This is a genomic window from Leifsonia shinshuensis (assembly GCF_014217625.1).
Lineage (GTDB): Bacteria > Actinomycetota > Actinomycetes > Actinomycetales > Microbacteriaceae > Leifsonia > Leifsonia shinshuensis_A.
In genome coordinates this window covers 406,107-430,663 of the sequence record NZ_CP043641.1, presented here as the reverse complement: position 1 = coordinate 430,663, position 24,557 = coordinate 406,107, and the positions used below count along the sequence as shown (strand labels likewise).

Sequence of the window (24,557 nt, the reverse complement as noted above, 5' to 3'; positions counted from 1 at the left end):
ACTCTAGTCGGCGCGAGTGCCCCCTCCCGTCCGGGAGGGGGCACTCGGCACTGCGATGGGTGCGCTACTTCGTGATCGCCGCGAAGAAGGAGGCGCCGTTCGGCGTCCCGACTCCGGTGGCGGTGTCGTAGCCCTTGGTGCTGTGGAGCGTCTGGTTCGGCGTCTCCTCGGTCCGCAGGCTGTAGCTGAGACCGCCGGCGGCGCTCTCGCTGTCGTTGTAGTTCACCCGCAGGACGCTCGGGAGCGCCGAGCCGAACGTGTCGGCCTGGTCGACGTCGTAGTACGCCGAGCCTCCCGCCGCGTAGGCCCCGTAGATGCGCGGGTTCAGGAACCCGAGCGGGGAGCCGGCGACCTGGTTGGCGACGGCCGCGATGCCCGCGGTCAGCGGCGCGGCGACGGAGGTGCCGCCGATGCGGTACTCGTCGTAGTACGTGCCGTCGCTGAACGCCTGGGTCTGCCCGACGAGCAGGCCCGTGTTCGGGTCGGCCAGGGCGCTGATGTCGGGCACCAGCCTCCCGGAGGCCGAGCCGACCGCCGCGGCCTGGTACGACGGCTGCGCGAAGACCGTGCTCACGCCTCCGCCGCCACCGCCGTTGAAGCCGCCGGGCAGAGCCGAGGCGAACGTGCCGTCCAGCTCGTACGGGGCACTCGACATGTGGTCGGTCGCAGTGGGCTTCACCGCGTCGAGCCCGGTCTCCCAGCCCACCTCGAACGACCGCTTCCACCCGCTCTTGTTGAGCGCGGAGGTCGGGTCGTCGACCGAGGCGTAGCTGAGGCCGGCCGGCGCTGCGGCGGTGGGCACGACGGAGGCCGACGTGCCGCCCACCGCCGTCACGAACGGGCTGTCCGCGTAGAAGTCGACCGCGGGCGAGCCCAGGGTCCCGACCTCGTCGCCGCCGTCACCGCTGGAGACGAACACGCCGATGCCGGTCGCCGCCGCCTGGATGAAGGTGTTGTTGAGGCTGTTGATGTAGCCCTGCGGGACCGCCTCGCCGACGAAGCCGTAGCTGATCGAGAGGATGCTCGCCAGGTGCTTGTCGACGATGTGGTTCACCGACGCGTCGAAGTCCTGGCGCGCGTTCGAGGAGCCGACGTAGAGCAGGCTGGCGTCCGGCGCCGTGGTGTGGATGGCCTCCGCGTCGAGGGTCTCCTCGCCGTAGAAGTCGCCGGGCGTCTGCTTCGGGGTGTCGGGGTGCTTGTACACGCCCGGCGCCACCAGCTGCGTGATCTTCGGCGCAGGGAGGCCGTGCAGGCTGCTGTACTTCGTCACGTCCTGCACCAGCGTCGGGCTCGCGGTCGCGCCGACGAAGGCGACCGTCTGGCCGGCTCCGGTCGCGGCGACGGAGTCGAGGCCGTAGAGGCCACGCACCTGGGCCGGCGTGTACCCGCACGGGGCGATCGGCTTGCTGCTGGTGCCGTACGCCGGAGCGTTGGGCATCGCGACCGTCTTCTCGCCGTACCAGAGCGAGCACGGCTCGCCGGCGCGGAAGCCCGCGGAGGGTGCGCCGTGGACCTGGTTCGGGCCGTTGCCGTTCGTGCTCCCGTTCCCGTTCGTGCTGGTCGGGGCGATGAGGTCGGCGCCCTGGTCGAGGCCCGCCACGCTCTCGACGATCCCGTTGAGGGAGGCCGGGATGGTGACCGCGGACTCCGGAGCGCGCAGCGTGGTGCCGTAGGCGTCGTACTCCCCGAGTGTGACGCCGAACGCGGACTGCGCCTGGGCGACGGTGCCCTCGGCGGAGACGTAGCGGTTGTTCGACGGGGTGTCCACGATCGAGAAGCCGGCGTTGCGCAGGAACTGCTGCACCGCGACCACGCTGGACTGCGCGGGGGCGAACTGCTGCCTGAACTGCTGCGGCGTCAGGTAGTGCCGGTAGCTCGCCGAGCCGGGCGTCGACACGGCGAGCGCCGTCGCAGCCGCCTGAGCCTGGTTCTGCCACGGCAGGTACACCCGCAGGTCGACCGTGTCGGTCGCGGGGGCCGCCGAGCGGAGCGCTTTCGCGTTCGCCCACGCCGGCTGGCTGCCGGGCAGGGCGTTCCTGCCGGGGGCCGCGACGGCGGGCGACGCCGCCACCGCGGCAAAGAGAAGGGCCGCGCCGGTGGTGACGGCTGCGGCCCTGAGGGTTCTGGTTGTCGTGCGCATGGATGTCCTTTCACCAATGCGATGGATGCGCTGGTCGGCGCACGGCCATCCAACCCCTGTGTGTGGGGGTAGACCAAGCAGGGTTTTGTGAGAGTTCGTTCAGGCTTGGATACGCTGGAGCGTATGACCGCAATCGAGTTGGCTGGCCCGACCGAGCACACGACACCGGAACAGGGTGAGCACAGTTGGATGTCCCGCGGCAGCGATCCGCGGCTAGGGACGCGATGACAACCGTGGCCGACGTCATCGGCGTCGATGGCACGTACCGGGACCCGCTCTGGCGAGTGACGGTCGAGCTGAGTGACCTCGAGAGGCGGCTGCTCGGCTCGTGGTGGGTCAGAAGGCTCGCGTATGTCATGCACGCCGGCGCGTCAGGACTCGTGACGACGCAAGGCTATTCGCGTCTGGAGCACTCGCTCGGCCTTCTCGCCCTCGTCGCCCACTTCCGCCCGGAGGACGCCGAGGGGCGTATCGCGGCCCTTCTGCACGATGTGGGCCACCTCCCGTTCAGCCACACCTTCGAGGGGGTCGCGGGGCTCGACCATCACGTGCTCGGGATCGACCGCGTTCGGGACCTGGCATCGATCCTTCGGGAACACGGTCTTGATCCCGACGACGTCATGCAAGCGGGCCGCACCCTTGACGGACGCACGGGCGAGTTGAGCCTGGATCATCTCGATTCCTTCCTCCGCAGCGGTCAGGCGCACGGACGGACGCAGGAGCTTCCAGCTCATACGTTGGAGCGAATAGATCTTCACGACGGAGCCGTCGCCACCGATCGAGACACCGCCGCCTATCTTGCGGATCTCATCGTGGACGAGGCCGGATGGCAGTCGTCGCCTGTCAATGTCGTCGCGACCGGGGTGCTGCGGTATCTCGCATCGACGCTGCTGCTGAACATGGAGGATCACGAACGTTCGGCAGCAGCGACGATGGTGGACCGAGAGTTCTGGAGCCTGCTGCTCAGCCACCCGGAGACGCGGGCGATAGCAGCCGACTTCCAGAAGCACCCCGAGCTCTGGCGGGTCACCGATGAACCCGGCACGCGAAAAGGAACGATCGTGCATGAGATTCGCCGACGATACCTCGACGTGCCGATCGTCGACGGTCGGCCCTCACTTTGCCGGAGCTGACGCTCGCGGCGCTCCCCGCGCTTCCAGCACGTTTTGCGATCGAACGGTGCCATTAGCCGTACTCGGTCATTTCATCGACGTGGGTACAGCGCGTGCGCCGTCGTCCGGGAGTCCCCCATCCCCGCCCGCACGCGACCGGCCGAGCAGCACGACCCCCGGCGCCGCCAACCCCACACCGAGCGGCAGCAGCAGGAGGAACGTCAGCAGCCCTCCCGCACCCGACACCAGCAGCAGGAGGGTGCCCGTGCCCAACACGATCGGCATCCACACCGGCAGGCGCCGCGCGAGGATCAGCCCGATCGCGATCAGCACCAGGCCGATCGGGAAGAGGTAGAACAGCTGCCACTGCCAGGTCGCCGCCGGCGCGTCGCCGGCGATCCGGATGACCTGGGTGGCGAGGTCGGGGTGCGCGGGCAGCAGCGAGCCCAGCACCATCCCGAACATCGCGTTGCCTGCGCCGGCGCCGATCGCCCCGATCGTGGCGAGCGCCGCGCCGATCGTCACCAGCGCTCCCCCGCGGGCCGGCGCGAACCGCATCATCCCGACGAACGACAGCGGGAGCAGCAGCACGCCGAACGCGATCATGATCGTGGACAGCACGTACAGCGTGGGCTTGCCGCTGATGTCGCGGAGGAGCGCGGGCACGGGCTCGTCGGCCGGGACCGTGAGGAGGTGGCCGAGCAGGAGGATCGCCGGGGCGAGGATCATCGTCGTCCCGAGGAGGATGCGGCGGGCGGAGGCGACGCCGGGCTCGCGGGTGCCTCCTGGCGTTCGCGGCTTGCGGATGTCTCCGGTCTTGCGGGTGTCGGTCATGGCTGGTCCCTCTCGGTCGAGGTCGCGCCGGGTGCGCGACGGTGCCGATCCTGTCGCCGGGGCGCCGGCCGCCCCACCGTCCGCGGTCGCTTCGTGGCCCGTCGCGGGGTGGGCGCCCGTCGAGCGCCGCCGCGGTGGGCGTCTGCGACCCGGGTGGGAGGCCGTCCCCGACCTCCGGGGGATCCGGCGGTCGCCGGCGGCGGCCTACACTGTTGCCGTGTTCGCCTCGGGGGAGGTCGAGGTCGCTGAGGAGTTCGAGTTCGCTGTGGAGGTCGAGGTCGCTGTGGAAGTCGCAGTGGGGGACGCACGGCAGGCGACGGGGCCGGTGCAGGCGCCAGGGCCGCGCGGCCCTGCCGGACGGACGGTCGTGCTGGACGGCCTGCTGGCTGCCGTGCTCGCCGCGGGGTCGGTGGCCGAGGTGCTGACCCGGCCGGACAACGTCTACGAGTCGACCGCGAGCCTCCCCGTCCAGGTGACCGCTGTGGTCCTGGCCGCGGCTCCCAACGCCGTGCGGCGCGTCCGCCCCTTCACGGCGCTGCTCGCGGTCGTCGGAATCATGGTCGGCTGCCGCGTCCTCCTCGACACCCCGGTCGTGCTCTGGAGCCTCGCCGTCATCCTGGTCGCTGTCTACAGCGCCGCCCGGCATGCGCGCGACCCGCTGCAGTGGTGGAGCGTCGCGCCGCCGCTCGCGCTGATCGGCGTCTACTCGCTCGTCATCCCCGGCTTCGTGAACGTCAACGACCTGGAGGTGGACCTCACCGTCATCCTCGCGGCCTGGGGCGTCGGCCTGGTGCTGCGGTCGTGGGCGCGCACCCGGCACGCGCTGCGGGAGAGCCTGGCGGAGGTGGAGGCCGCCGAGTCCGCCCGGACGGCGAGCGCCCTCCAGGCCGAGCGCGATCGCATCGCGCGCGAACTGCATGACGTGGTGGCGCACTGCGTGACGGTGATGGTGGTGCAGTCCGGGTCGGCGCGGCTGTCGCTGCACGAGGACCCGGCGGCGAGCGAGGCCGCGCTGCGGGCGGTGGAGGCGACGGGGCGGGAGGCGCTGGCCGAGATGCGGCGCATGGTCGGCCTGCTGAGCGACCAGGAGCCCGAAGCCCTGGACCCCCAGCCCTCGCTGGCCCACGCGGCGCGGCTCGTCGCCCGGTTCGCCGAGGCCGGGATGCCGGTGACGTTCCGAGCCGATGGCGCGCCGCGGCCGCTGCCGCCTGGCGTGGACGTGTCCGCGTACCGCATCCTGCAGGAGAGCCTGACGAACGCGGCGGCCCACGCGGCGACGGCGCCGGTGGCCGCGGTCGTGCGGTACCGGCCGGACGCGGTCGAGGTGGAGGTGACGAACGGCCGGGGCGTGCCGTCGGGCCGCGGCAGCGGGCGGCATGGGCTCGTCGGGATGCGCGAGCGGGCGCGGCTGTTCGGCGGGACGCTGGAGGCGGGGCCGACGCCGGACGGCGGGTTCCGGGTGTCCGCGCGGTTGCCGGCCGCGGACGACGGGGGCGGGCGATGAGCGCTCCGGATGATGCGCCGGCCGGGGAGGTCGCCGGTGAGGGTGCGCGTCCCATCCGCGTCCTCATCGTCGACGACCAGGGCCTGGTGCGCGGCGGCCTCCACTCCATCCTGCAGACGCAGCCCGACATCGCCGTCGTCGGCGAGGCGGCGGACGGCGACCAGGCCATCGAGCAGGTCCGCGCGCACGACCCCGACGTCGTGCTGATGGACCTCCGGATGCCCGTCCTCGACGGCATCGAGGCCACCCGCCGGATCGTCGCCTCCAGCCGCGCGCAGGTCGTCGCGCTGACCACGTTCGAGACCGACGAGTACGTCTACGGCGCGCTGCGCGCGGGAGCGGCGGGCTTCCTGCTGAAGGATTCCCCCGCCGAAAGCCTCGCCGACGCGGTCCGGACGGTCCACCGCGGCCAGGCGCTGCTGTCCCCGGCGATCACGCGCCGCCTGATGGACGCCTACGCCGCCGCGCCCTCCCCCGCCCTGGTGAGCGAGCTCGACGTGCTCACGCCGCGCGAGCGCGAAGTCCTGATCGCGATCGCCCAGGGCAAGTCGAACGCCGAGACGGCCCGCGCGCTGTACGTCGGCGAGGCGACCGTGAAGTCGCACGTGACCGGCATCCTGGCGAAGCTGGGGCTGCGCGACCGGGTGCAGGCGGTGGTGTTCGCGTACGAGGCGGGGCTGGTGCGGCCGGGCGGGTGACGCCGGCGCCCGCCCGGCCAGGGGCGGACGGCGAGGGGAGGTTACGGTGGAGCGCATGACCACGATCGAGATCGACATCCCGACCGCCCTCTCCGACACCGACCTGGACGCGCTCGGCAGGCTGCTGCCCCAGCTCTCGCGCTCGTCCACGTTCGACGCGGAGCGGATCCTGGCGATGCTGGACCACCCCGGCGCCGACCTGCTCGTCGCCCGTGTTGACGGGGAGGTGGCCGGGATGGCGACGCTGGCGTCGTTCCCGCTCGCGACCGGCTGGCGCGGCCACGTCGACGACGTGGTGGTCGACGACGCGCACCGCGGCCAGGGCGTCGCCCGGCGGCTGCTGGAGGCGATCATCGAGCTGGCCGAGACGCGAGGCCTCCGGACGCTCGACCTGACGTCGCGCCCGAGCCGGACGGCGGCGATCGCGCTGTACGAGTCGGTGGGGTTCGTCCGCCGGGAGTCGACGCTGATGCGGTACGCGGGCGTGCGGGAGTAGCGCAGGAGCACGGGCGGACCGCCTGCCTGCGGTCAGAGGCCGCCGTGACGTGACGCTTCGAGGACGCGGTCGGCCGCCTCCCGCGCGCTCACCGAGGTGTCGAATCGACGCTCGGTCACGAAGTCCAGCGGCTGCCAGCCGTGATACCAGTCGCTCATCTCGTCCGCGGTGAAAGCGTCCGCCTTCGTCCGCGTCCCGTGCCGCCGGAGGGTCTCCTCCAGAGGGAGGTCCCACCCGAAGAAGTGCGAACCCGACGCCATGCCGGCGAGGCGTTCGAGGGCCCGCTGGTAGCGTCCGGCGTTGAGGATGCCCTCGACCACGACCACGAGCCCGCGGGCGAGACCCCACCCGGCGATCGTCTCGATCAGGTCGATGTCGCCCGCGCCCGCGGAGTCGGTGTCGCCCAGGAGCTCCCGCCGTACCGTGTCCTGCGGGACGACGAGGCACTCGCCTGGGCCGAAGCCGGCCTGCACCAGGCGCGCCACGGTGGACTTGCCGGAGCCGGAGTTGCCGCGGAGCACCACGAGGACGCCGGACGCGCCCGTCCTCATGCCCGCGCCTCCCGGCCGGCCGCGACCGCTCGGAGTACCCGACGCGCCGCCACCTCCGCATCGAGGGTGCTCGTGTCGACCACCTCCCCGTCCGGACCCGCGGAGTCGAGGATCGCCGTCAGCTCGGCGGCGCGGGCCAGATGCCAGGCAAGTCCGTCCGCGTCGTCACCGTGACGGGCCCGCAATCTGCCCTCGATGACCGCGGCGTCCGCCGTCAGCCGCACGAAGGTCGCGGAACCGCCGACCGCCCGCCGGAACCGCTCCGCGTCCGCCCGCGACTCGATGACCCCGGCGATGACGACCAGCTCCGCGCCGGCCGCGGCGTAGTTCGCCGTCAGGGCGGCGACGTTCGCGAGCTGCAACTCCAGGCTGAACGGGTCGCCGGCCGGAGCAGGGCGGAAACGGCGGACCTCGTCGAGGTCGATGACGGCGTGCGGGCGCGTTTCGAGGTCGCTCAGCGCCCCGGCGACGGAGGTCTTGCCGACGCCGACCGTGCCGTTCAGGAACACTGCGTGCATCCCGTGATTCTCGCAGGCCCGGCGCGCTCGCGGGTGGGGTCGGGTCGGGACGGCGACGGCGCCGGCGACACGACAATCGGCTCGGGGCGCCGGGTCACTCGTTCAGCGACATCGACGCCGGATCGACGAGGACGTTCAGCCCGAGCCGCGTCGCACCCGATGGCGTCGGACTGGTCGAGCCGACCACCCGCGCGCTCCCGGCGCCCGCGCTGGAGACCGCGAACGGGATGCCATCGGCGCAGCTCTGCGCCCACTGCTTCGACGGGTCGGCGGGGAGGATCAGCAGGCACACCTGGCCGCGCGTGGACCGGGACAGGTAGTACGAGATCCCGCCGGCCTCCCCCGCCAGCCGTGACGAGCCGCGGACGATGAACGCCTCGTCGAAGCCGGGGACGTCCGTCGGGATCAGGTCCGCGTGCTGCTGGGGCTGGGCGAACGCCGGAATCTCCGAGGCGGCGCCCGAGAGGGTCGGCGACACGCTTCCCGTGAGAGCGCCCACGCCGATCGTCCCGAGGATGCCGAGCACGACGCCAAGCACCAGGCCGACGACGAGCGCCGGCCAGCGGCGCGAGCCCTGGCCGCGTCGGTCCGATCCGTTCGCAGCCGTCGTCGGACGGTCCAGGTCGACGCTCATGATCCTCCCCCAGGTCGGCACGCCGGTGTGGGTCAAGTATCCACGCATTCGACCGCGAACGGGGGGATTCGCGCGCTGCCGCCCGGTGGGCCACTACGATCGCACCGGGAGGGGCGATGCCACGGAGGTCGATGGCGCAACGGCTGCAGGCCGGGTTCGACGCGCAGCCGCTCACCGCGCACACGCCGACTCCGCCGGCGCCGCCGGTCACCCCACGGCGGGCCCGCCGGGCGAAGATCGAACTCATGGGTGCCTTCGTCGCGTTCGCGGTCGCGCTGTTCGCGCTCGTCGACCTCACCGTCGACGGCGTCTGGTGGAACGTCGAGTCCCACGCCGTTTGCACGATCGACTCGGCGTCGTCCCACCCCGTCTACTCGAAGTCCGGCTTCCTCGGCACGGACTGGGACCTGCGCACGAGCTGCGGCCGCCTGCAGGTGACCCGCGACGGCGAGCGCTTCCCCGACTCCGCTGCGCAACACCTCGCCCGATCCCTCCAGGTCGGCTCCCGCTATCGGCTCGCCCTCCGCGGTTGGGACGGCTGGCCTCAGGGTCCCCGGGCGATCGTCGCGGCGACGCGGGAGTAGGCGTGGGGACCGGCGCGGAACCGGGCGGGAGGCCATCGTCGTGACCACGCACGGATCGGGCAGCACCCCTTGGGTGGAGGATGGGCGCATGAAGCTGACGCTCGACCTGCACGACATCTACAACCGGGGCGGCGACATCGATCGCGCCCTGCGCGCGGTCATCGCGGACGCGGTCGCGAAGAAGGCGCCGCTGGTGGAGATCATCCCGGGAAAGGGCTCCGGCGCGTTGAAGAAGCGGGTGCTGCGCTTCCTCGACCAGCCGGAGATCAAGTCCCAGTACCACCGGGTCGAGAAGGACTCGAAGAACTTCGGGCGGGTGTTTGTGCACTTCCGGTGGAAGTGACGCCGGGCAGGCAGCGCCTACGGGTTGCGCCCGGTTCGCGCATTCACGCTCGCCGGATCCACCCCATCGCCCGGCATTCGCTGAATCGCTCCGCCATCAGGCAGCCGCCGCGTGGTGTCCTCGGTCTGCCGACCGGGCGGCGGCACGTACTCACGCTCGCGCTTGAACCAGGCGGAGATCCGCTCACGGATGCTGCTCATGCGGCCGAGCATACGCCGGGCGCGCCGGGGCGGCGCGAAGCACGCGCTTCGCGTGCCGTGCGCTGCGACGATGGTGGTCATGACCCGATCTCCGCGACCGCGGTGCGATCGTGACGGGGATCGACGCGAGCGCCGGGATGCTGGAGCAGGCACGTGCCCGGCTCGGAGGCGGCGCGGACCTGCGGATCGCAGACGTCGCCGAGGCGGCCGCCTGATCGTCTCGGAGGAGCACCCGTCTGCGATCTTCTTCTCCGACCGGCCGTCCGGCGGAGACCGGGAATACATCGGAATCCACGAGCGCACGGAAGAGTGGTCCCTGGGCGGCCGGACCGCCGAACTCACGTTCTGGGACCGGATCGCGCACCCCCGATCCACATCGCGCGCTCCCGGCGCGAGATCCTAGGCATAGTCGCGGCGGCCGACCTACGATATGCCTGTCGTAGACGCGACCGGAGGTGCGCCCGCCGCCTTCGCTCGCGCGCGGAATCGAGGTGACCGAACATGGTCCTGGAACTGGTCGAGCGGTTCGACGTGGGCGAGTGGCGTTACAGCCTCTACGAGGGCGAGCGCTGGCTGCTCTTCCGTGAGCACGGCGCGTCGGCCGAGTGCGTCGGCTCGATCATCAGGTCCGGTCTCGGGTACATCGTCAACTCGTGGGCGAAGCCGCATCCGATGGTCATCGTGCTCACGCTCGACGAAGCCGTCGAGCGGCTGGTCATGATCGACGCGCCACGGACGGTCGTCGACGAGAAGACGCCTCCGCCCCTCCTGACGGAGGTGGAGGCAGCCGAGGCGACCCGGACCCGCGCCTGAGGCGGGGCGGGCATCGCGATCGGCGGGACCCACGTCGCACCCCTCGGGGGATGTGCGGCGTGGGTCTCCCCGTTCACGCCGTCGACGGCTGCCGCTGCAGCACCCGCGTCGCGTGGCCCGCCCGCCGCGGGTCGGACTCCAAAGCCTCGAAGCCGCTGTCGATCAGTACGAGCCGCGCCCGGGCGACCGTCTTGCGCGGTTCATCGACGAGCCGGGCGAGTTGTTCGTGGGTCAGCCGCGAGCGGCCCTCGGCGTCGACGTTGTCCAGTTCGACGCGCGCCACGTTCAGCACCGCGTCGCGATCGACGTCGTGGCGCCGCATCATGGCCTCGCCGCCGTGGCCGTCCAGGTAGCGCTCGACCTGCCCCATCCATGCTTCGCAGGTCGTGAACGAAGGCTCACGCATCGGTTGACTCCAGCCTCTGCCCACCGGGGGGCAGGTGTCGCGAACTGTACGCCTGTACTGAGCGCGATCGGGTGCTGGCTGGAACAGGAGGCGCCGAGGACTCCGACGCCGAATGCGAGCTTAACCGATGCCGGGCGGACTTCGGCGTCACCCGGCGGGCGCGTTCGCGTGGATCGCCGGCCGCAGGGTCGCGTCGAGGTGGCGCTGGCCGCTGATGGACAGGGGGCTACTGGGCGAGGTCGCCGTTCAGAACGTCGGGCAGGGAATCGGAACCGGAGATCACGGCCGTCGACACCGGCGAATCGGCAGCACCGAGTACCCGGGCTCTCGTGTGCGAACGCGAAACGATCATTCGGATGTTGTCGGGGAGGAATCCGTGCTCGAGTGCCCACAGAATCGCGTGCGAGCGGTTGCCGACGCCGATGCGCCGATAACAGGTTCGGATGTAGGACTTGATCGAATTGATCGACAAGCCGGTGCGCTCTGCGATCTCGGTGTTGCTCAAGCCTTGGGTGATGAGTGCGAGCATTTCCGATTCGCGAGGGGTCAGCCCTTCCTCGCGGCCGGGCCAGTCGCCGACGGCGGCTGCCTGTGAACCCGAAGGAACCGGGTGGATGAGATTCTCGCCGCGGTGCACTTCATGCAGAGCCGTGACCAGCTCCTGTGCCGTCACGCCCTTGGAGATGTATCCGCCCGCGCCATTCGACAGAGCAGTGGAGACGAGGCGCTCGTTCATGTCCCACGAGTACACGACGACTTTGCCGATCCTCGGGTTGGCCGCGAGTGCCTTCACTTCATCGCGGTCACCCGACGTCGCCGCGAAGGTGTCGTAGAGAGCGATGTCCACGTGCTCGACGACGGGCGCTTGCGCATCCAACTCTGCGACCTCGAGGGCGTGTCGATAGCCGTGAAGCATCGCCGCAAGTCCTTTGACGACCACCTCGTAGTCATTGACGAGGGCGATCCGGATGGGGGTCATGCGTTGATCATAGGGCGCGAGCTACACCCGTGGGGGTGTATTTCCACCCCCATCAGGAATCGTAGGATGTTGGCTTTGAGCAGGAGGCGTCCGCGTGACGTTCGTCAGACGAAGGGCCAGGATTGGGTTCACTTTTATACGGAGCGAACGGTTTGCGGATCGACGTGGATGACGTCCTTCTGCAGGCTCTCGAAGTCGTCAGTTTCACCAAGATGCGCCGGCGCGAGCCCTTCCTTCTGTCCTGGCGAGACAGCACGGACGAGACTTCGGGACGCCGCACAGTCGTCGTCGGCCCAACCGTGGAGCTTCAGTTCACGTACCTCAGTGCGCGTGTCCTCGAGGTCCGGCGCGATCTCATCGAGACCCTCACTCAAGCCGCGAACTCGAACTTCGGAATTCGACTCGATGCGGCTGCGCGCGCCGTTCAGGTCGCCCCTGCTGAAATCGCCTCTGCGGATATCGCCCCTGGGCCACGCTGAGGTGGCGCCGTCGCGCGAGACCTCATGAAACCAAGAAACCCCCGGCATGCCGGGGGTTTCTTTCTGTGGGCGATACTGGGATCGAACCAGTGACCTCTTCCGTGTCAGGGAAGCGCGCTACCGCTGCGCCAATCGCCCAGAGCCTGAGTGCTCAGGATCGAGGTGGATACGGGATTCGAACCCGTGTATACGGCTTTGCAGGCCGCTGCCTCGCCTCTCGGCCAATCCACCGAAGCCACAACACGGAAGAACCGTACCGTATTCGAGAGGCCTGGAATCCGGAGATACCAGGCCGACTCGAGCGGATGACGAGACTCGAACTCGCGACCCTCACCTTGGCAAGGTGATGCGCTACCAACTGCGCTACATCCGCATTTCGCGCCCCGGTCTCCCGCGGCACTTGAATGACTTTAGCCGATCCCCGGGCCGATGACAAAACCGGACCCGCCGGCCGGGTGTGTCGCGCAGCGCGACGCCCGGCGCAACGCCCGGCGCGCGGGGCCGATGTGCAATCCGGGGCCGGCGTCGGCTAGTATCGAGACTCGCAGCCGGAATGCCGGCCGCGAACGCACGGGCGACGAGCCCATGGGCGATTGGCGCAGTTGGTAGCGCGCTTCCTTCACACGGAAGAGGTCATCAGTTCGAGTCTGGTATCGCCCACCACCACGAAAGCCCCCGGTAGACCGGGGGTTTTGTATTTTCTGGCGGCGCCTCGAGTTGTCGGTGACGTGTAGGCCCGCTGTCGTGGCACGACTCGCTCGCGCGTGCGAGCCACGGACATCACCCGCCGTATTTGGAGTCGATGACCAGTGAGGTCCCATTCGCTGTGCAGATCTGCCCTGCCAGCGAGTCGGCCGCCGTGAAGTCTCCCGCCGGCGCATGCAAGATCGCGCCGGGGTGATCCCCGGCCCCCGTCAGCCAGTCAGCGAGGGACGGGATGACCGTGCCCAGCAGGCCCGCGGAGGAGGGCTCCCTTTTCGCGTCGGCGGCCAGAGCTGCAACGTCCGCCTTCGCTGCCGCGGTCTGCTCCACCCATTGCGCATCCGACACGTCCCCGTGATCGTGGCCTTGGTCGGCGTTCCAGTACGCCTCCTGGATCTTGCTGAGGGCGGCGCACTGCTTGGCCGTCACGGGATCGGGTCTGAAGGAGGCAGTGCTGAAGTTCATCGTCGCAGCCAGTCGGGTGCCGTCGGGGACGACGAGATCGATGATGAGTCTCGTGCCCTCGGCGATGGTGTGGATGTCGAAGTCGAATGCTTGTGCACCGCCGCAGGTTCCGTGGCGCCGATCCATGTCAGCGCTCGGTACCACCGAGTACAGACCGTAGGTGCAGCTGAAATCGATGTGCAGTGAGCGAGCGCCCGCGGGGACGAGCAACGTCGGCGAGGTACGACCGGTGTGATAGATCTGCGCGGTCGGCCAAGCAGCGGTCGAGATCGTCGAGCGGGCAGACGGCCTGGGCTGGGTCGCAGTGCATGCAGCAAGCGCCGCGCCGACCAGCACCGCAGTGAGCCCCCATGCGGTCAGTCGCACGCCGAGGGGGGCGGCGCCCCCACGCCGCCCTCGCCACTGCATTTCTCTCACCGGTGAACCTGCTCCCCATAGCTCGTGGCTCGATGTGTTCATCACATACCAAAACCCCGGTAAGCGCAGTGGAAACGATATAGGCCATATCCAGCCTTTGCAACCATTCGACACAGGCTCGCCAAACCATATGGTTTGCGAGGGTCGCATGCAGCGCCAGTCCAACATCCCGTGCACCGCGCGATATCCTTCAGCGGAGCGCTAACGCTCCTGTCCAGGAAGGTTCGGCGAATGGCAGAGCGCGCTCGGCAGGCTCTCGAGACCCGCGAAGCGATACTCGACGCCGCCGCCGCCGAGTTCGCGCGCTACGGATTCAGTGGAGCGAGGCTCGACCGGATCATCACCGCCACGGGGTTCACGAAGGGCGCCGTCTACTTCCACTTCGAGTCCAAGCAGGCGATGGCGGACGCCGTGCTCTCCGGACGCTTCGATGCGTGGCCGGCACTCGTGCAGGATGTGCGAGACCAGGGCGGCCGGGGCCTCTCCGGCATGCGCCTTCTCGCCTGGCGGGTGACGCGAACAATGGCGACCAACATTCGAACACGCGCTGCGATGCGACTCAGCCAAGAGCTCCGGCTCGTCCCCCAGGGCACCAACCCCTACGACGCCTGGGCGGAACGCTTCATCCCGTTTCTCGACGAGGCCGTGGAGGACGGCGACGCACCCGACTCGCTGAACCGCGCGCGCGCTGCGAAGACGATCGTCAACTGCCTCTTCGGAGTCCTCTCCGTCGCGATCGACTCCGGGACGGAACAACTGGTCGACGCCGAGCTCGAAGCGCTCTGGCGGCTTCTCACTCCGGGGCTGCGCACAGGCGGAGCCGGCTGAACGATCGGCGAACCACCAAGGCGGAATCGCAGATCGTGCTGCCATCGTCGGTGTGAGGCCTACTTCTTCCCCTTCTTGTCATCGACGATGCCCCCGATCAGCCCTCCGATCGCGCCGCCGAGCACGCCGCCTGCCGGGCCGCCGAGGAGGGAGCCGATGCCTGCGCCGATTCCCGCCAGACTCGAGCCGTAGCTGACCCGGGCGATGCTGACCGTGGTGGATCCTTCGGGGTTCACGGAGATCTCGAACGAGCCGACGGCGGCGGAGGCGACCACCAGGGCAACGGGACTGGCATTGCCGCCTGCGGCGAGCCGGTCGTAGACCTGGCGCGACTCGAAGTACGCGCGCTGCGGGTCGCCCTTGCCTTCTCCGGCTTCGTACCCGAGCACGTAGAGGTCGAGAAGGGTCTGCACCTCCTCGTCGGTGATCAGGTCGGCAGCCTCCAGCCGCTCGAGGATCGCCTTGTGGTCGCTGACGAAATCGCCCTTGTTGGCTTCCGTGATGCGTCGCGCCTCCGCGCGGGCAGCGTGCATCATCCCCGCGATGTCGGTGCCGAAGTACGTCGAAGTCTCCATCATGCCCTCCCAGAGAAAGTGCTCATCGTGTCGATGGCACCCAGCACATACCCTCCGGCGAGGCTCCGGCAAGACACCCGCCCGTCGTTTGCGGCCCGGAGCCGCCGTCGACCAGGATGGGGATCGTGACCGACGGTGACGTGACAGGCCTCGAACTCGCTCGAACGTATTTCACGGACGTGGTCGACCCGATCCTGTCCACGCGCTTCCCCGGCCTGCCGTTCGCTGCCGGGCGGTTGGGGACGGGCTCCGACGTCCTCGGGCTGGACGATGCGGTGTCCCGCGATCACGACTGGGGACTGCGCCTGAGCCTGTTCGTGCCGGAGAACGCGGTCGGAGACGTCGCCGAGACGATCGAGCGGGCTCTCCCCGATCGCTTCCGCGGGCACCCGACCCGGTTCGCCTTCACCGGGCAGGCGACGGCACGGAATCACGTGGACGTCGGCTCCGTCTCGGCGTTTCTGGAGTCGCGCCTCGGATTCGATCCGCGCCGGGGCGTTGAGATCCGCGACTGGCTCTCGCTGTCCGGCCAGGCCGCACTGGAAGTCGTCGCCGGGCCGGTCTTCGTGGATCGTTCCGGCGACCTCAGCACGGCTCGCCGCGCGCTGGAATGGTACCCGGACGATGTCTGGAGGTACCTGCTCGCCTGCGATTGGGCTCGGGTCGCGCAGGAGCTCCCCCTGATGGGACGAGCCGCCGATGTGGGCGATGAGACCGGCTCGCGGGTGATCGCCGCCCGCGTCGCGCACATCGTCATGCATCTGGCCTTCCTCCTGGAACGCCGCTGGCCGCCGTACGCGAAGTGGCTCGGAACGGTCTTCCGAACGCTGCCGTCCGGAGCGCGGCTCGCCGATCCGGTGGCCGGGATCGTGGGCGGAACAACTCTCGCGGATCGGCAGAACGCCGCCGCCGACGCCCTGGAGACGCTGCTGGATCAGCAGAACGGTCTCGGGCTCACCGACGTGCGTCGCGCCACCGTGCCGTTCTGGGACCGGCCGTACCTGCACCCGGATCCGGAGATCGTCAGGCAGCTCGTGGCGCCGATCGCCGATCCGGAGGTCAGCGCACTGAGACCCGGTCCGGGATCGGTCGAGCAGGTCACGGACAACGTCGACCTGCTTATGGACCCTCACGCGCGCCGGGCGCTGGCCTCCTGGCTCAGTACCCGACCACGCCCGTGAAGTCCGGCGAGCCGTCCGGCCGGGCCGGCAGCGGGGCGCCGTTCACGTAACGCGGCCACTCCAGGCGGTAGCCGCCGCCCGGCGTGGCGACGTTCGGGTAGGCGGATGCCGGAGCGGCAGGGGCGGCAGGAGCCGGCGCGGCCGCAGCAGGCGCGGCCGCAGCAGGCGCGGCCGCAGCAGGCGGAGCAGCCGCGGGCGCCGGAGCAGCGGCAGGCCCCGTGACGACAGGCACATACGCCACCGCCTCCCGCCCCCGGCGCTTGTCCCCCGACTTCGGCCCGAACAGCGTGTACGTCAGCGGGATCAGGATGGTCCCGAGCGCGTCCAGGATCGCGATCGCTCCGATGAGGCGCCAGTAGGCGTCCGTGAACTCCACATGGTCGAACACCAGCGGCGCCGCCAGTCCGAGCGTGAGCGCCCCGACCAGCACCAGGGTGCACAGCGTCACCTTGGACATGATCGGGCCGGTGAAGCGCCGCTGCGTGTTCAGCACCAGGTGGATGTGCAGGAGGCCGAGGCGCACCACGGCGACGAGCGCCAGCCAGCCGAAGACGCCCCAGGAGGACGTCCCGCCGGTGTCGTCGCCGGACTGATCGCCGAACGCCGGCGACCAGAGCTTCACCAGCCCGTCCAGCAGCAGGAACGCCGACAGCGCGACCGAGACCGCCCCGAACCAGGGCGCCCGCCGCGCGGACACGTCGGCGTCGTACCAGGACACCAGCGAGAAGAACACCAGCAGCCCGATCGTGCCGATCAGCCGCCAGCAGGTCTCGTCCCAGTTGCCGATGATCACGGCGTAGACGCCGACGAGCGCCGCGGCGATCAGCGAGCCGATCACGATCCGGGGCAGGAGCTTGCGCACCCAGGCGAAGCGATTCGTCGCGGGCGGCAGGGAGCCGGTCAGGTCCGTCATGACCCGAAGGCTAGCGATGCGGAACAGGCCGCACAATCCGTGCCAGTACGGTGTTCTCCGTCCTCCTAGACCCCCTGGCTCGGATGCGGCAGATCCCCCACCCGGGCCTGCTCGCTCCGCATCGCCGCCGTGAGCTCGTCGCGCACGTCCGCGTACGACGGGTCCCCGTACACGTTGTGCAGCTCCTCGGGGTCGCGCACCAGGTCGTACAGCTCCCACTCCGGCGGGTAGGTGAAGTGCCCCGTTCCCGGAAGCCCGAGGCCGTCGTTGTAGTAGTAGATGAGCTTGTGCGTGCGCGTGCGGTAGCCGTAATGCGCCGGCGCACGGTGCGAGGCGTCGTCGTTCTCCCAGTAGCGGTAGTACATGCCGTGGGCCGGAGGCGGCGCGGACGGCGACGGCGAGGCCACCAGGTCGCCCCAGAAGCTCCTCCCCTGCATCCGCTCCACGGGCTCCACCCCCGCGGCCTGCAGGATGGACTGCGCCCAGTCCACGTTCGTCACGATCCCCTCGTGCACGCCGCCGGCCTCCACCTGCGACGGGAGGCTGAGCAGCAGCGGCATGCGCAGCGACTCCTCGAACATCAGCCGCTTGTCGAACCAGCCGTGGTCGCCGAGGAAGAAGCCCTGGTCGGAGGCGTACATCAGGAGCGTGTCGTCGAACCGCCCGCGCGCGTCGAGCCAGTCGATGACGCGGCCGACGTTCTCGTCCACCGCCCGCACGCAGTCGAGGTAGTCCTCCATGAAGCGCTGGTACTTCCAGATCGCGGCGTCCTCGTAGCCGAGACCGGCCGGCGGCGCGGTCTTGAGGTCCTCCAGCGCGAGGTGCTCGGCGATCCGCATGGTCGCGCGCCGCACCGACGCCGACCGCGTCGCGTAGTCGTCGTCGAACGTGGCCGGGAGCGGCACGGACTCGGCTCGCGGCCGCGACCCCTCCCGCGGCTCCCACGGCCGGTGCGGGGCCTTGTGGTAGATCAGCACGCACCAGGGATCGTCGCCGTCCAGCGTCTCGAGCCACGAGAGCGCCAGGTCGGTGATGATGTCGGTCGCATACCCCTCGACGGTCCGCTCCCCCGCCTCGGACAGGAACAGCGGGTTCCAGTACTCCCCTTGCCCCTCGGAGCCGACCAGCACGTCCCAGAAGTCGAACCCTTCGGGATCGTGGCCCGGCCCGTGGCCCATGTGCCACTTGCCGACGATCGCCGTCCGGTACCCCGCCGCCTTCAGCTGGGACACGAACGTCGGCTGGGAGGCGTCGATCGGCGTCTCCAGCGTCGTCACCCCGTTCACGTGGCTGTACGTGCCGGTGAGGATGCTCGCCCGGCTGGGCGAGCACAGCGAGTTGGTGACGAAGCAGTTCTGGAAGAGCACCCCACGCCGCGCGATCTCGTCGATGCGCGGCGTGGAGTTCACCACCGATCCGTACGCCCCGATCGCGCGGGACGCGTGATCGTCGGTGAGGATCATCACCACGTTCGGCCGGCGCTCGCTCATCGGACCGGGTAACTGCTCTCGTCGAGTCCGCTCATGCTCGGATCGTAACGGACCCCTCCCACGTCGTACATCGACGTCATCCAGTGATAGAAGTTGTCCCCCCGCTCGACCAGCGCCGTGTAGAGCCGGTGCATCATCCGGGCGCGGATCTCCTCGAACTCGGGATGCTCGTAGCGGTTGTGCAGCTCGTCCGGGTCGGCCTCCAGGTCGTACAGCTCGTTGACCGACTCCGGGTTCACGACCAGCTTGTAGCGCCGGTCGCGCAGCATCCGCTGCGGGTACGGGAAGTGGTGGCCGTGGAACTCGCACAGCACGTCCTGCTGCCAGTCGACGTCCTCGCCGCCGACCAGCGGAAGCAGGTTGCGGGAGTCGAGCGCCGGCCGGGTGTCGGCGCCGGCGAGGGCGAGGATGGTCGCCGTCGCGTCCGTGAGCGTCACGAACTCGTCGCTGACCTGCCCGGGCGGCATCCCCGGCACGCGGATGATGCCCGCGGTGCGGTAGATGTCCTCGTACATCGCCGGTCCCTTGTCGTGGAGGCGGTGGGCACCGGTGAACTCGCCGTGGTCGCTGGAGAAGAACACCGCGGTGTCGTCGGACAGCCCGAGTTCGTCCAGCGCGTCGAGCACGCGGCCGAGCTGCCGGTCGATCAGCGTCACGTAGCCCCAGTAGACCGCGATCAGCTTGCGGCTGGTCTCGATCGGGATGGTGTCGAACGTCCAGTGCTTGCTGTAGTTGCGCTGCACGGGCGGCTTGCCGAGGAAGTCCTCCTGCACGGAGGCCGGCAGCTCGATCTGCGACGGGTCGTACATGTCGAAGTACTCGTCCGGCAGCAGGTACGGCAGGTGCGGCCCGAAGTAGTGCAGCCCGAGGAAGAACGGCGTCCCCTCGCTCCGGCGCCCCTCCGCGTAGTCGCGCAGCATCGCGATCGCACGCTCGGCCAGGTAGTACTCGAAGGTGGCCTCCTCCGGCTGGTTCAGCCGGGCGGCGAGCAGGTTGCCCGGGCTGCCGTTCGGAAGCACGCCGCGGATGCGGTCGTGGATCTCGTACGGCGGGTAGCCGTTCTGCGCCAGGTAGGCGAGGTAGTCGGGGCTGTCGACCGGGTTGTGCCAGCCGGGCAGCGTCGGGCCCTCGAAGCCGTAGTCCGCAGCCGTCTTGTTGGTTCCGACGTGCCACTTGCCCACCAGGCCGGTGCGGTAGCCCTCCTCCTGGAGGGCCTGCGCGAAGGTGAACTGACCCTCGCGCAGGTCCTCCAGGTATCCGACGTTCCGCTCGTAGTTGGCGAGCAGGCGGTGCCGGAACGGCGCCTGGCCGGTCAGCAGGCTCGCCCGCGCCGGGGTGCAGATCGCCGTCGGGGTGTACCACCGGTCGAACCGCGTGCCCGTGGCCGCGAGGCGGTCGAGGGCCGGGGTGCTGATCCGGGTGTTGCCGTAGCAGCCGAGTGTGTCGACCCGGTGCTGGTCGGTCAGCAGGAAGAGGATGTTCCGGCGCTGGCCGTCGTGCTGTGGAGCGGTGGAGGTCAATGTCCCGCCTTGGCGTAGAGGTCGGAGGTGTAGTAGTCCTTCGCGCTGCCCGGCTGCTGGAGGGTGCCGACCGTGGTGAAGTACTGACCGAAGGTGTCGAGCCACTTGTCGACGTCGCCGGACTTAGTGGAGGCCTCCAGCGACTTCGACGAGACGAGCTGGTCGAAGCTGGCGTCCGTGGTCACCTGGTCGACGGGGACGTTGGTCATCTGCGAGACGAGGTTGATGGCCTCGGTGCGGTGAGCGAGGCGGTAGTCGTTGGCCTCCTTCAGCACGGCGAGGACCGCCGAGACCATCTTCGGGTTCTGCGTGGGCAGGTTCTCCCGGGCGACGAACGCGGTGACGAAGCGCATGGAGCTCGCGAAGTCGGAGTCCTTGGCCAGCTCGATGATGCCCGGCTGCTGCTTCTTCACGGTGGTGAGCTGCGGGTAGCCGAAGCCGGCCGCGTCGAACTGACCGGCCGAGAGCGCGGAAGTCAGGGTCGAGTAGTCGAGCGGCGTCGCGTCGATGTCGCTCATGCTCATGCCGGCCTTCTGGAGGCCGAGACGGAGGATCATCTCGCCGGAGGTGCCCTTCGGGTAGGCGACCTTCTTGCCCTTGAGGTCCTTGATCGACTTGATGCCCTTGCCCGGCAGCGCGACGATGCGGTCGGCGTTGGTGAACGTGTCGATCGCGACGATCTTGGCCTTGCCGGAGGCGGGCAGCCAGAGGGCGCCCGGGCCGATGTAACCGAAGTCGAGGCTGCCGGAGGCCATGGCCGTGATCTGCAGCGGGCCGTTGGTGAAGACCTGCGGGTTCACGTTGAGGCAGTGGGCGGCCCACATGTTCTTGGCCTTGGCGATGGCCAGGAGGCTGGTGCCGTTGAAGTCGCCGATGTAGCCGAAGTTCACGTTCTGCGTGGTGGAGCAGGAGGTGGCACTGGCGCTGGAGCCCGAGCCGGCGTTGGCCGATCCGGTGCTGCAGGCGGCGAGGGAGAGGACGAGTGCTCCGGCGGCGAGGGCGGCGATGCCCAGGCGTGCGGGGATTGTGCGCATGGCGATGCTGCTTTCTGTGTGTGTGAGGTGGTGCTTCGGGGGTGTGGTGGTGCGGTTCGGGGCGAGGTCAGCGCTGGGCGGCGACGCTCGCGCTCTCGAGTGCCGGCTGGTGGTAGACCGCCCGCCAGACGCGGTTCTTGATCTCCGCGAACTCCGGCGACAGCCGCGTCTCCTCCGTGCGGTTCGCCGGGAGGTCGACGTCGATGATCTCGAAGATGCGGCCGGGCCGGGCGGCCATCACGACCACGCGGGAGGCCAGGTACACGGCCTCCTCCACGTCGTGCGTGACGAAGAGGACGGTGCGCCGCTCCTCCTGCCAGGTGCGCAGCAGCTGGTCCTGGAGGTTGACCCGGGTGAGCGCGTCCAGCGCGCCGAACGGCTCGTCCATCAGCAGCAGCCGCGGGTTGACCGCGTAGGCGCGGGCGAGGGCGGTGCGCTGCTTCATGCCGCCGGACAGCGCCTTGGGGAGCTGGTCGGCGTGCGTGGTGAGCCCGACCAGGTCGATGAAGTACTGGGCGCGCTCGCGTCGCTCCTCCGCCGGCACTCCCGAGACGCGGAGGCCGAACTCGACGTTCTTGCGGACAGTCAGCCAGGGGAACAGCGCGTACTGCTGGAAGATGACGCCGCGCTCCGGGCTCGGTCCGTCGACCGGCTCGCCGTCGACGAGGACGCTGCCGGAGGTCGCGGTCTCCAGGCCGGCCACGATGTTCATCAGGGTGGACTTGCCGCAGCCGGACGGGCCGACCAGGGTGACGAACTCGCCGTCCGCGACGTCGAGGTCGACACCGCCGAGGGCGGTGAACTCGCCGCTGCCGAGCGGGAAGACCTTGCGCAGGTCCTTGACGCTGATCTTGGGGGTCATCGGCGTTCCTGCCACGAGGTCACTCTCCGTTCGACGGCCATCAGCAGGCGGTCCATGAGCAGACCGAGCACGCCGATGAAGATGATGGATACGAAAATCGTCGGCAGGTCGAAGTAGAGCTGCGCCTGCTGCATGCGGAAGCCGAGTCCCTGCTGGGCCGCGATCAGCTCCGAGGCGACGAGGGTCGCCCACGACGAGCCGAGGCCGACGCGCATGCCGACGAAGATGAAGGGCGAGGAGGCCGGGACGATGACGCGGGCGAAGATCGTGCCGTCCTTGGCTCCGAGCACCCGAGCAGCGTTGACCAGCGTGCGGTCGACGCTGACGACGCCCTGGTAGGTCGCGACGATCGCGGCCAGGAACGACGCCAGGAAGATCACGAACACCCGGGCGACCTCGCCCGTGCCGAGCACGACGATCGACAGCGGCAGGATGGCCAGCGGCGGGATCATGCGCACGAACTGGACCCACGGGTGCAGGAGGCCGCGCACCGTGCTGTACCAGCCCATCAGGAAGCCGACCGGGATGGCCAGCAGCGTCCCGAGCAGGAAGCCGACCAGCACGCGGGCGAGGCTCGCCCCGATGTCGGTGAACAGGATGCCGTTCGACGCCAGGTCGATCGTCTTGGCGACGACCGCAGGCGGGCTCGGCAGGATCGTGACGAACGACAGCACCCAGAAGATGCCGATGCCGACGACGATCGAGATCGTCGTCCACGCCCACGTGGGCACGCGCCTGCGCCGGCCGGGGCGCGCGGGCGGTGCGCCGCCCTCCTCCACGGGCAGGCTCTCGGTCGCGAGGGTCGTCATGGTTCTCCTTCTCGGGGGTGGTTCGGGGGTTCCGGGGGTTCGGGTGGTCTAGGCCTGCCGGCGCTCGGCGTCGGCGGGTTCGGGGGCGGGGTCGGGGAGGCCGGCGAGGCTCGCGTAGCCGACCAGCAGGGAGGAGCGGTGGAAGGCCGCGGCGATGGCGCCGAGCGCTCCGGCCTCGTCGCGGAGGGTGGAGACGCGCAGCCGGTCGCCGCCTCCCACGAGCAGGGTCTCGCGGGCGAAGGACTCGCGCGCCGCGTCGAGGAAGCCGGGGAACCGCAGGACGTCGCCCGCGATCACGATGTCGCGCGGGTCGACGACGACCGACGCCGCCGCGAGCGCGCGCCCGGTCGCCTCCCCCGCCGCGCGCACGACCGCGTCGGCCGCGCTCCCGTCCTCATCGCCGTCGCCGGCACGGACGGCCGCGAGGCGCTCCTGGATCGCGGGCACGGACGCGACCGTCTCCAGGCAGCCGGTCTTGCCGCACCAGCACGGGAGGCCGTCGGGCTCGACGGTCACGTGGCCGACCTCCCCGGCCGAGCCGGACGCGCCGGAGACCAGGCGGCCGGAGACCACCAGGCCGCCGCCGACGCCGTCGCCGAGACGGAGGTAGAGGAGGCTGTCCGCGTCGTCGGCGCGACCCCAGACGGCTTCGCCGAGGCCGGCGAGGCGGGTGTTGTTGTCGAGGGTGAGCGGCGCGGAGAACCGCCCGGCGAACCGGCCGCGGATCAGGGCGAGGAGCTCGTCCCTCGGCTGGCCGCGCCAGCGCGGCGGCGTTCGCTGCTCGCCGCGGAAGGCCGTGCTGAGCGGGCCGGGCACGCCGATGCCGATGCCCTCCAGCGCCTGCAGGCCGACCTCCTCGTCGCGGGCCAGGCCCTCGATGAGCGCGAAGGTCGCGTCGATGCGCTCGGACCAGGAGGTGTCCACGTCGTAGGCGCGCTCGCCCGACACGATGATCTCGTTGGAGGCGTTCACGACGGCGACGTGGACACGGCGGTGGCCGAGGTCGACACCGAGGAACTGCCCGGAGGCCGGGTCGAGCGCGAGCTTCGCGGCGGGACGTCCCCGGCCGCGGGCCTCGTCGTGCGTCGCGCGCTCCACCAGCACGCCGCGACGCAGCAGGGCGGCGGTGATGTCGGAGAGGGTGGTGCGCGACAGCCCGACCCGCTTCTCCAGCTCCGCACGGGTCAGCGGACCGTTCTCGCGGAGGGTCGCGAGAATCCGCTCTTCGTGGGTGCGCCGGATCAGCTGCGGCACGTCGTTGGGCTTGTGCACGAACGCAACTGTAAAGACCGTGAATTATTCCGTCAATGCACCGGCATAAATGAATTTTCACAACATCCTTGACAGTCTGTTCCGCCGGGATTCCGGGGCGGAACGACCCGGAGATATCTATTCGGCCGCCCGGTTTCCGGAAGAATTCCGCGGCCCTAGCATCCGGAGAGCGCCGAGCCTCGGCGCTCTCCGGCGCAG

General features: G+C 70.1%; 27 protein-coding genes and 4 tRNA genes. 11 read left to right on the top strand and 20 right to left on the bottom strand.

Annotated elements, in window-relative coordinates:
• Positions 1–64 precede the first annotated feature (64 nt).
• Entirely contained in the window at positions 65–2,140 is a 2,076-nt protein-coding gene (locus F1C12_RS02110; RefSeq protein WP_185277223.1) for a S53 family peptidase, read from the bottom strand.
• A 233-nt stretch (positions 2,141–2,373) separates the two neighbouring features.
• Here F1C12_RS02110 and F1C12_RS02105 point away from each other — a divergent pair, with 233 nt between their 5' ends.
• Positions 2,374–3,273, top strand: coding sequence for an HD domain-containing protein (locus F1C12_RS02105; protein ID WP_185277222.1), 900 nt, complete (start codon positions 2,374–2,376; stop codon positions 3,271–3,273).
• A gap of 66 nt (positions 3,274–3,339) precedes the next feature.
• Here the strand turns inward: F1C12_RS02105 and F1C12_RS02100 are convergent, their stop codons facing one another.
• Complete coding sequence (locus tag F1C12_RS02100; protein ID WP_185277221.1) at positions 3,340–4,086, bottom strand: hypothetical protein; 747 nt, start codon at positions 4,084–4,086, stop codon at positions 3,340–3,342.
• A gap of 217 nt (positions 4,087–4,303) precedes the next feature.
• Between F1C12_RS02100 and F1C12_RS02095 the strand changes: the two genes are divergently transcribed.
• The 3 genes from F1C12_RS02095 to F1C12_RS02085 are packed head-to-tail and all read left to right on the top strand — an operon-like array spanning position 4,304 to position 6,784.
• Positions 4,304–5,590, top strand: a complete 1,287-nt coding sequence (locus F1C12_RS02095; protein ID WP_185277220.1) for a sensor histidine kinase — start codon at positions 4,304–4,306, stop codon at positions 5,588–5,590.
• The gene (locus tag F1C12_RS02090; RefSeq protein WP_185277219.1) at positions 5,587–6,288 is read left to right on the top strand and encodes a response regulator; all 702 of its coding nucleotides are present in this window, start codon (positions 5,587–5,589) and stop codon (positions 6,286–6,288) included. Before F1C12_RS02095 ends, F1C12_RS02090 begins: the two co-directional genes overlap by 4 nt.
• Positions 6,289–6,343: 55 nt before the next feature.
• Entirely contained in the window at positions 6,344–6,784 is a 441-nt protein-coding gene (locus F1C12_RS02085; protein WP_185277218.1) for a GNAT family N-acetyltransferase, read from the top strand.
• Between the two features lie 32 nt (positions 6,785–6,816).
• On the opposite strand, the gene F1C12_RS02080 is transcribed toward F1C12_RS02085, so the two are convergent.
• The 3 genes from F1C12_RS02080 to F1C12_RS02070 all read right to left on the bottom strand — a co-directional run bounded on the left by F1C12_RS02080 (position 6,817) and on the right by F1C12_RS02070 (position 8,487).
• The gene (locus F1C12_RS02080) at positions 6,817–7,335 is read right to left on the bottom strand and encodes a kinase (RefSeq protein WP_185277217.1); all 519 of its coding nucleotides are present in this window, start codon (positions 7,333–7,335) and stop codon (positions 6,817–6,819) included.
• Complete coding sequence (locus F1C12_RS02075) at positions 7,332–7,853, bottom strand: phosphotransferase-like protein (RefSeq protein WP_185277216.1); 522 nt, start codon at positions 7,851–7,853, stop codon at positions 7,332–7,334. Before F1C12_RS02075 ends, F1C12_RS02080 begins: the two co-directional genes overlap by 4 nt.
• Before the next feature lie 94 nt (positions 7,854–7,947).
• Positions 7,948–8,487, bottom strand: a complete 540-nt coding sequence (locus F1C12_RS02070) for a hypothetical protein (RefSeq protein WP_185277215.1) — start codon at positions 8,485–8,487, stop codon at positions 7,948–7,950.
• 131 nt (positions 8,488–8,618) lie between these two features.
• Here F1C12_RS02070 and F1C12_RS02065 point away from each other — a divergent pair, with 131 nt between their 5' ends.
• Positions 8,619–9,071, top strand: coding sequence for a hypothetical protein (locus F1C12_RS02065; protein WP_185277214.1), 453 nt, complete (start codon positions 8,619–8,621; stop codon positions 9,069–9,071).
• A gap of 88 nt (positions 9,072–9,159) precedes the next feature.
• Positions 9,160–9,414 (top strand): Smr/MutS family protein, encoded by a 255-nt coding sequence (locus F1C12_RS02060; protein ID WP_185277213.1) that lies wholly within the window; start codon positions 9,160–9,162, stop codon positions 9,412–9,414.
• Between the two features lie 17 nt (positions 9,415–9,431).
• Here the strand turns inward: F1C12_RS02060 and F1C12_RS02055 are convergent, their stop codons facing one another.
• Positions 9,432–9,695, bottom strand: a complete 264-nt coding sequence (locus tag F1C12_RS02055; protein ID WP_185277212.1) for a hypothetical protein — start codon at positions 9,693–9,695, stop codon at positions 9,432–9,434.
• A gap of 420 nt (positions 9,696–10,115) precedes the next feature.
• On the opposite strand from F1C12_RS02055, the gene F1C12_RS02050 reads away from it, so the two are divergent.
• Positions 10,116–10,427: a hypothetical protein gene (locus F1C12_RS02050; protein WP_185277211.1), complete on the top strand. Its 312-nt coding sequence runs from the start codon at positions 10,116–10,118 to the stop codon at positions 10,425–10,427.
• A gap of 73 nt (positions 10,428–10,500) precedes the next feature.
• On the opposite strand, the gene F1C12_RS02045 is transcribed toward F1C12_RS02050, so the two are convergent.
• Together F1C12_RS02045 and F1C12_RS02040 are read right to left on the bottom strand one after the other, a co-directional pair.
• Entirely contained in the window at positions 10,501–10,833 is a 333-nt protein-coding gene (locus F1C12_RS02045; protein ID WP_219732674.1) for a hypothetical protein, read from the bottom strand.
• A gap of 226 nt (positions 10,834–11,059) precedes the next feature.
• Positions 11,060–11,812: a response regulator transcription factor gene (locus F1C12_RS02040; RefSeq protein WP_185277209.1), complete on the bottom strand. Its 753-nt coding sequence runs from the start codon at positions 11,810–11,812 to the stop codon at positions 11,060–11,062.
• Between the two features lie 164 nt (positions 11,813–11,976).
• Between F1C12_RS02040 and F1C12_RS22900 the strand changes: the two genes are divergently transcribed.
• The gene (locus F1C12_RS22900) at positions 11,977–12,291 is read left to right on the top strand and encodes a DUF7882 family protein (RefSeq protein WP_445626110.1); all 315 of its coding nucleotides are present in this window, start codon (positions 11,977–11,979) and stop codon (positions 12,289–12,291) included.
• A gap of 66 nt (positions 12,292–12,357) precedes the next feature.
• Here the strand turns inward: F1C12_RS22900 and F1C12_RS02030 are convergent.
• From F1C12_RS02030 to F1C12_RS02020, 3 genes are all read right to left on the bottom strand, one after another.
• Positions 12,358–12,429, bottom strand: a tRNA-Val gene (locus F1C12_RS02030).
• A gap of 22 nt (positions 12,430–12,451) precedes the next feature.
• A tRNA-Cys gene (locus F1C12_RS02025) sits at positions 12,452–12,522 on the bottom strand.
• Between the two features lie 69 nt (positions 12,523–12,591).
• Positions 12,592–12,664: transfer RNA gene (locus F1C12_RS02020), tRNA-Gly, on the bottom strand.
• Between the two features lie 214 nt (positions 12,665–12,878).
• On the opposite strand from F1C12_RS02020, the gene F1C12_RS02015 reads away from it, so the two are divergent.
• Positions 12,879–12,954: transfer RNA gene (locus F1C12_RS02015), tRNA-Val, on the top strand.
• Positions 12,955–13,071: 117 nt separating this feature from the next.
• Here F1C12_RS02015 and F1C12_RS02010 read toward each other — a convergent pair.
• Positions 13,072–13,794, bottom strand: a complete 723-nt coding sequence (locus F1C12_RS02010; RefSeq protein ID WP_185277207.1) for a hypothetical protein — start codon at positions 13,792–13,794, stop codon at positions 13,072–13,074.
• Between the two features lie 312 nt (positions 13,795–14,106).
• Between F1C12_RS02010 and F1C12_RS02005 the strand changes: the two genes are divergently transcribed.
• Complete coding sequence (locus tag F1C12_RS02005) at positions 14,107–14,703, top strand: TetR family transcriptional regulator (protein ID WP_185277206.1); 597 nt, start codon at positions 14,107–14,109, stop codon at positions 14,701–14,703.
• Positions 14,704–14,762: 59 nt separating this feature from the next.
• Here the strand turns inward: F1C12_RS02005 and F1C12_RS02000 are convergent, their stop codons facing one another.
• Positions 14,763–15,278, bottom strand: a complete 516-nt coding sequence (locus F1C12_RS02000) for a hypothetical protein (RefSeq protein WP_185277205.1) — start codon at positions 15,276–15,278, stop codon at positions 14,763–14,765.
• A 125-nt stretch (positions 15,279–15,403) separates the two neighbouring features.
• Between F1C12_RS02000 and F1C12_RS01995 the strand changes: the two genes are divergently transcribed.
• Positions 15,404–16,459 (top strand): DUF4037 domain-containing protein, encoded by a 1,056-nt coding sequence (locus F1C12_RS01995; protein ID WP_258046074.1) that lies wholly within the window; start codon positions 15,404–15,406, stop codon positions 16,457–16,459.
• Here F1C12_RS01995 and F1C12_RS01990 read toward each other — a convergent pair.
• The 7 genes from F1C12_RS01990 to F1C12_RS01960 form a co-directional block, all read right to left on the bottom strand.
• The gene (locus F1C12_RS01990) at positions 16,437–17,372 is read right to left on the bottom strand and encodes a hypothetical protein (protein ID WP_185277203.1); all 936 of its coding nucleotides are present in this window, start codon (positions 17,370–17,372) and stop codon (positions 16,437–16,439) included. The genes F1C12_RS01995 and F1C12_RS01990 overlap by 23 nt on opposite strands.
• 65 nt (positions 17,373–17,437) lie before the next feature.
• A complete protein-coding gene (locus F1C12_RS01985) occupies positions 17,438–18,862 on the bottom strand; it encodes a sulfatase family protein (protein ID WP_185277202.1) in 1,425 nt (474 codons plus the stop codon).
• Positions 18,859–20,382: a sulfatase-like hydrolase/transferase gene (locus F1C12_RS01980; protein WP_185277201.1), complete on the bottom strand. Its 1,524-nt coding sequence runs from the start codon at positions 20,380–20,382 to the stop codon at positions 18,859–18,861. The genes F1C12_RS01985 and F1C12_RS01980 overlap by 4 nt, the downstream gene beginning before the upstream one ends.
• Positions 20,379–21,416, bottom strand: a complete 1,038-nt coding sequence (locus F1C12_RS01975) for an aliphatic sulfonate ABC transporter substrate-binding protein (protein WP_185277200.1) — start codon at positions 21,414–21,416, stop codon at positions 20,379–20,381. Before F1C12_RS01975 ends, F1C12_RS01980 begins: the two co-directional genes overlap by 4 nt.
• A gap of 67 nt (positions 21,417–21,483) precedes the next feature.
• Positions 21,484–22,278, bottom strand: coding sequence for an ABC transporter ATP-binding protein (locus F1C12_RS01970; protein WP_185277199.1), 795 nt, complete (start codon positions 22,276–22,278; stop codon positions 21,484–21,486).
• Positions 22,275–23,087: an ABC transporter permease gene (locus F1C12_RS01965; RefSeq protein WP_185277198.1), complete on the bottom strand. Its 813-nt coding sequence runs from the start codon at positions 23,085–23,087 to the stop codon at positions 22,275–22,277. Before F1C12_RS01965 ends, F1C12_RS01970 begins: the two co-directional genes overlap by 4 nt.
• A gap of 48 nt (positions 23,088–23,135) precedes the next feature.
• Complete coding sequence (locus F1C12_RS01960; RefSeq protein ID WP_185277197.1) at positions 23,136–24,359, bottom strand: ROK family transcriptional regulator; 1,224 nt, start codon at positions 24,357–24,359, stop codon at positions 23,136–23,138.
• Between the last annotated feature and the right edge of the window lie 198 nt (positions 24,360–24,557).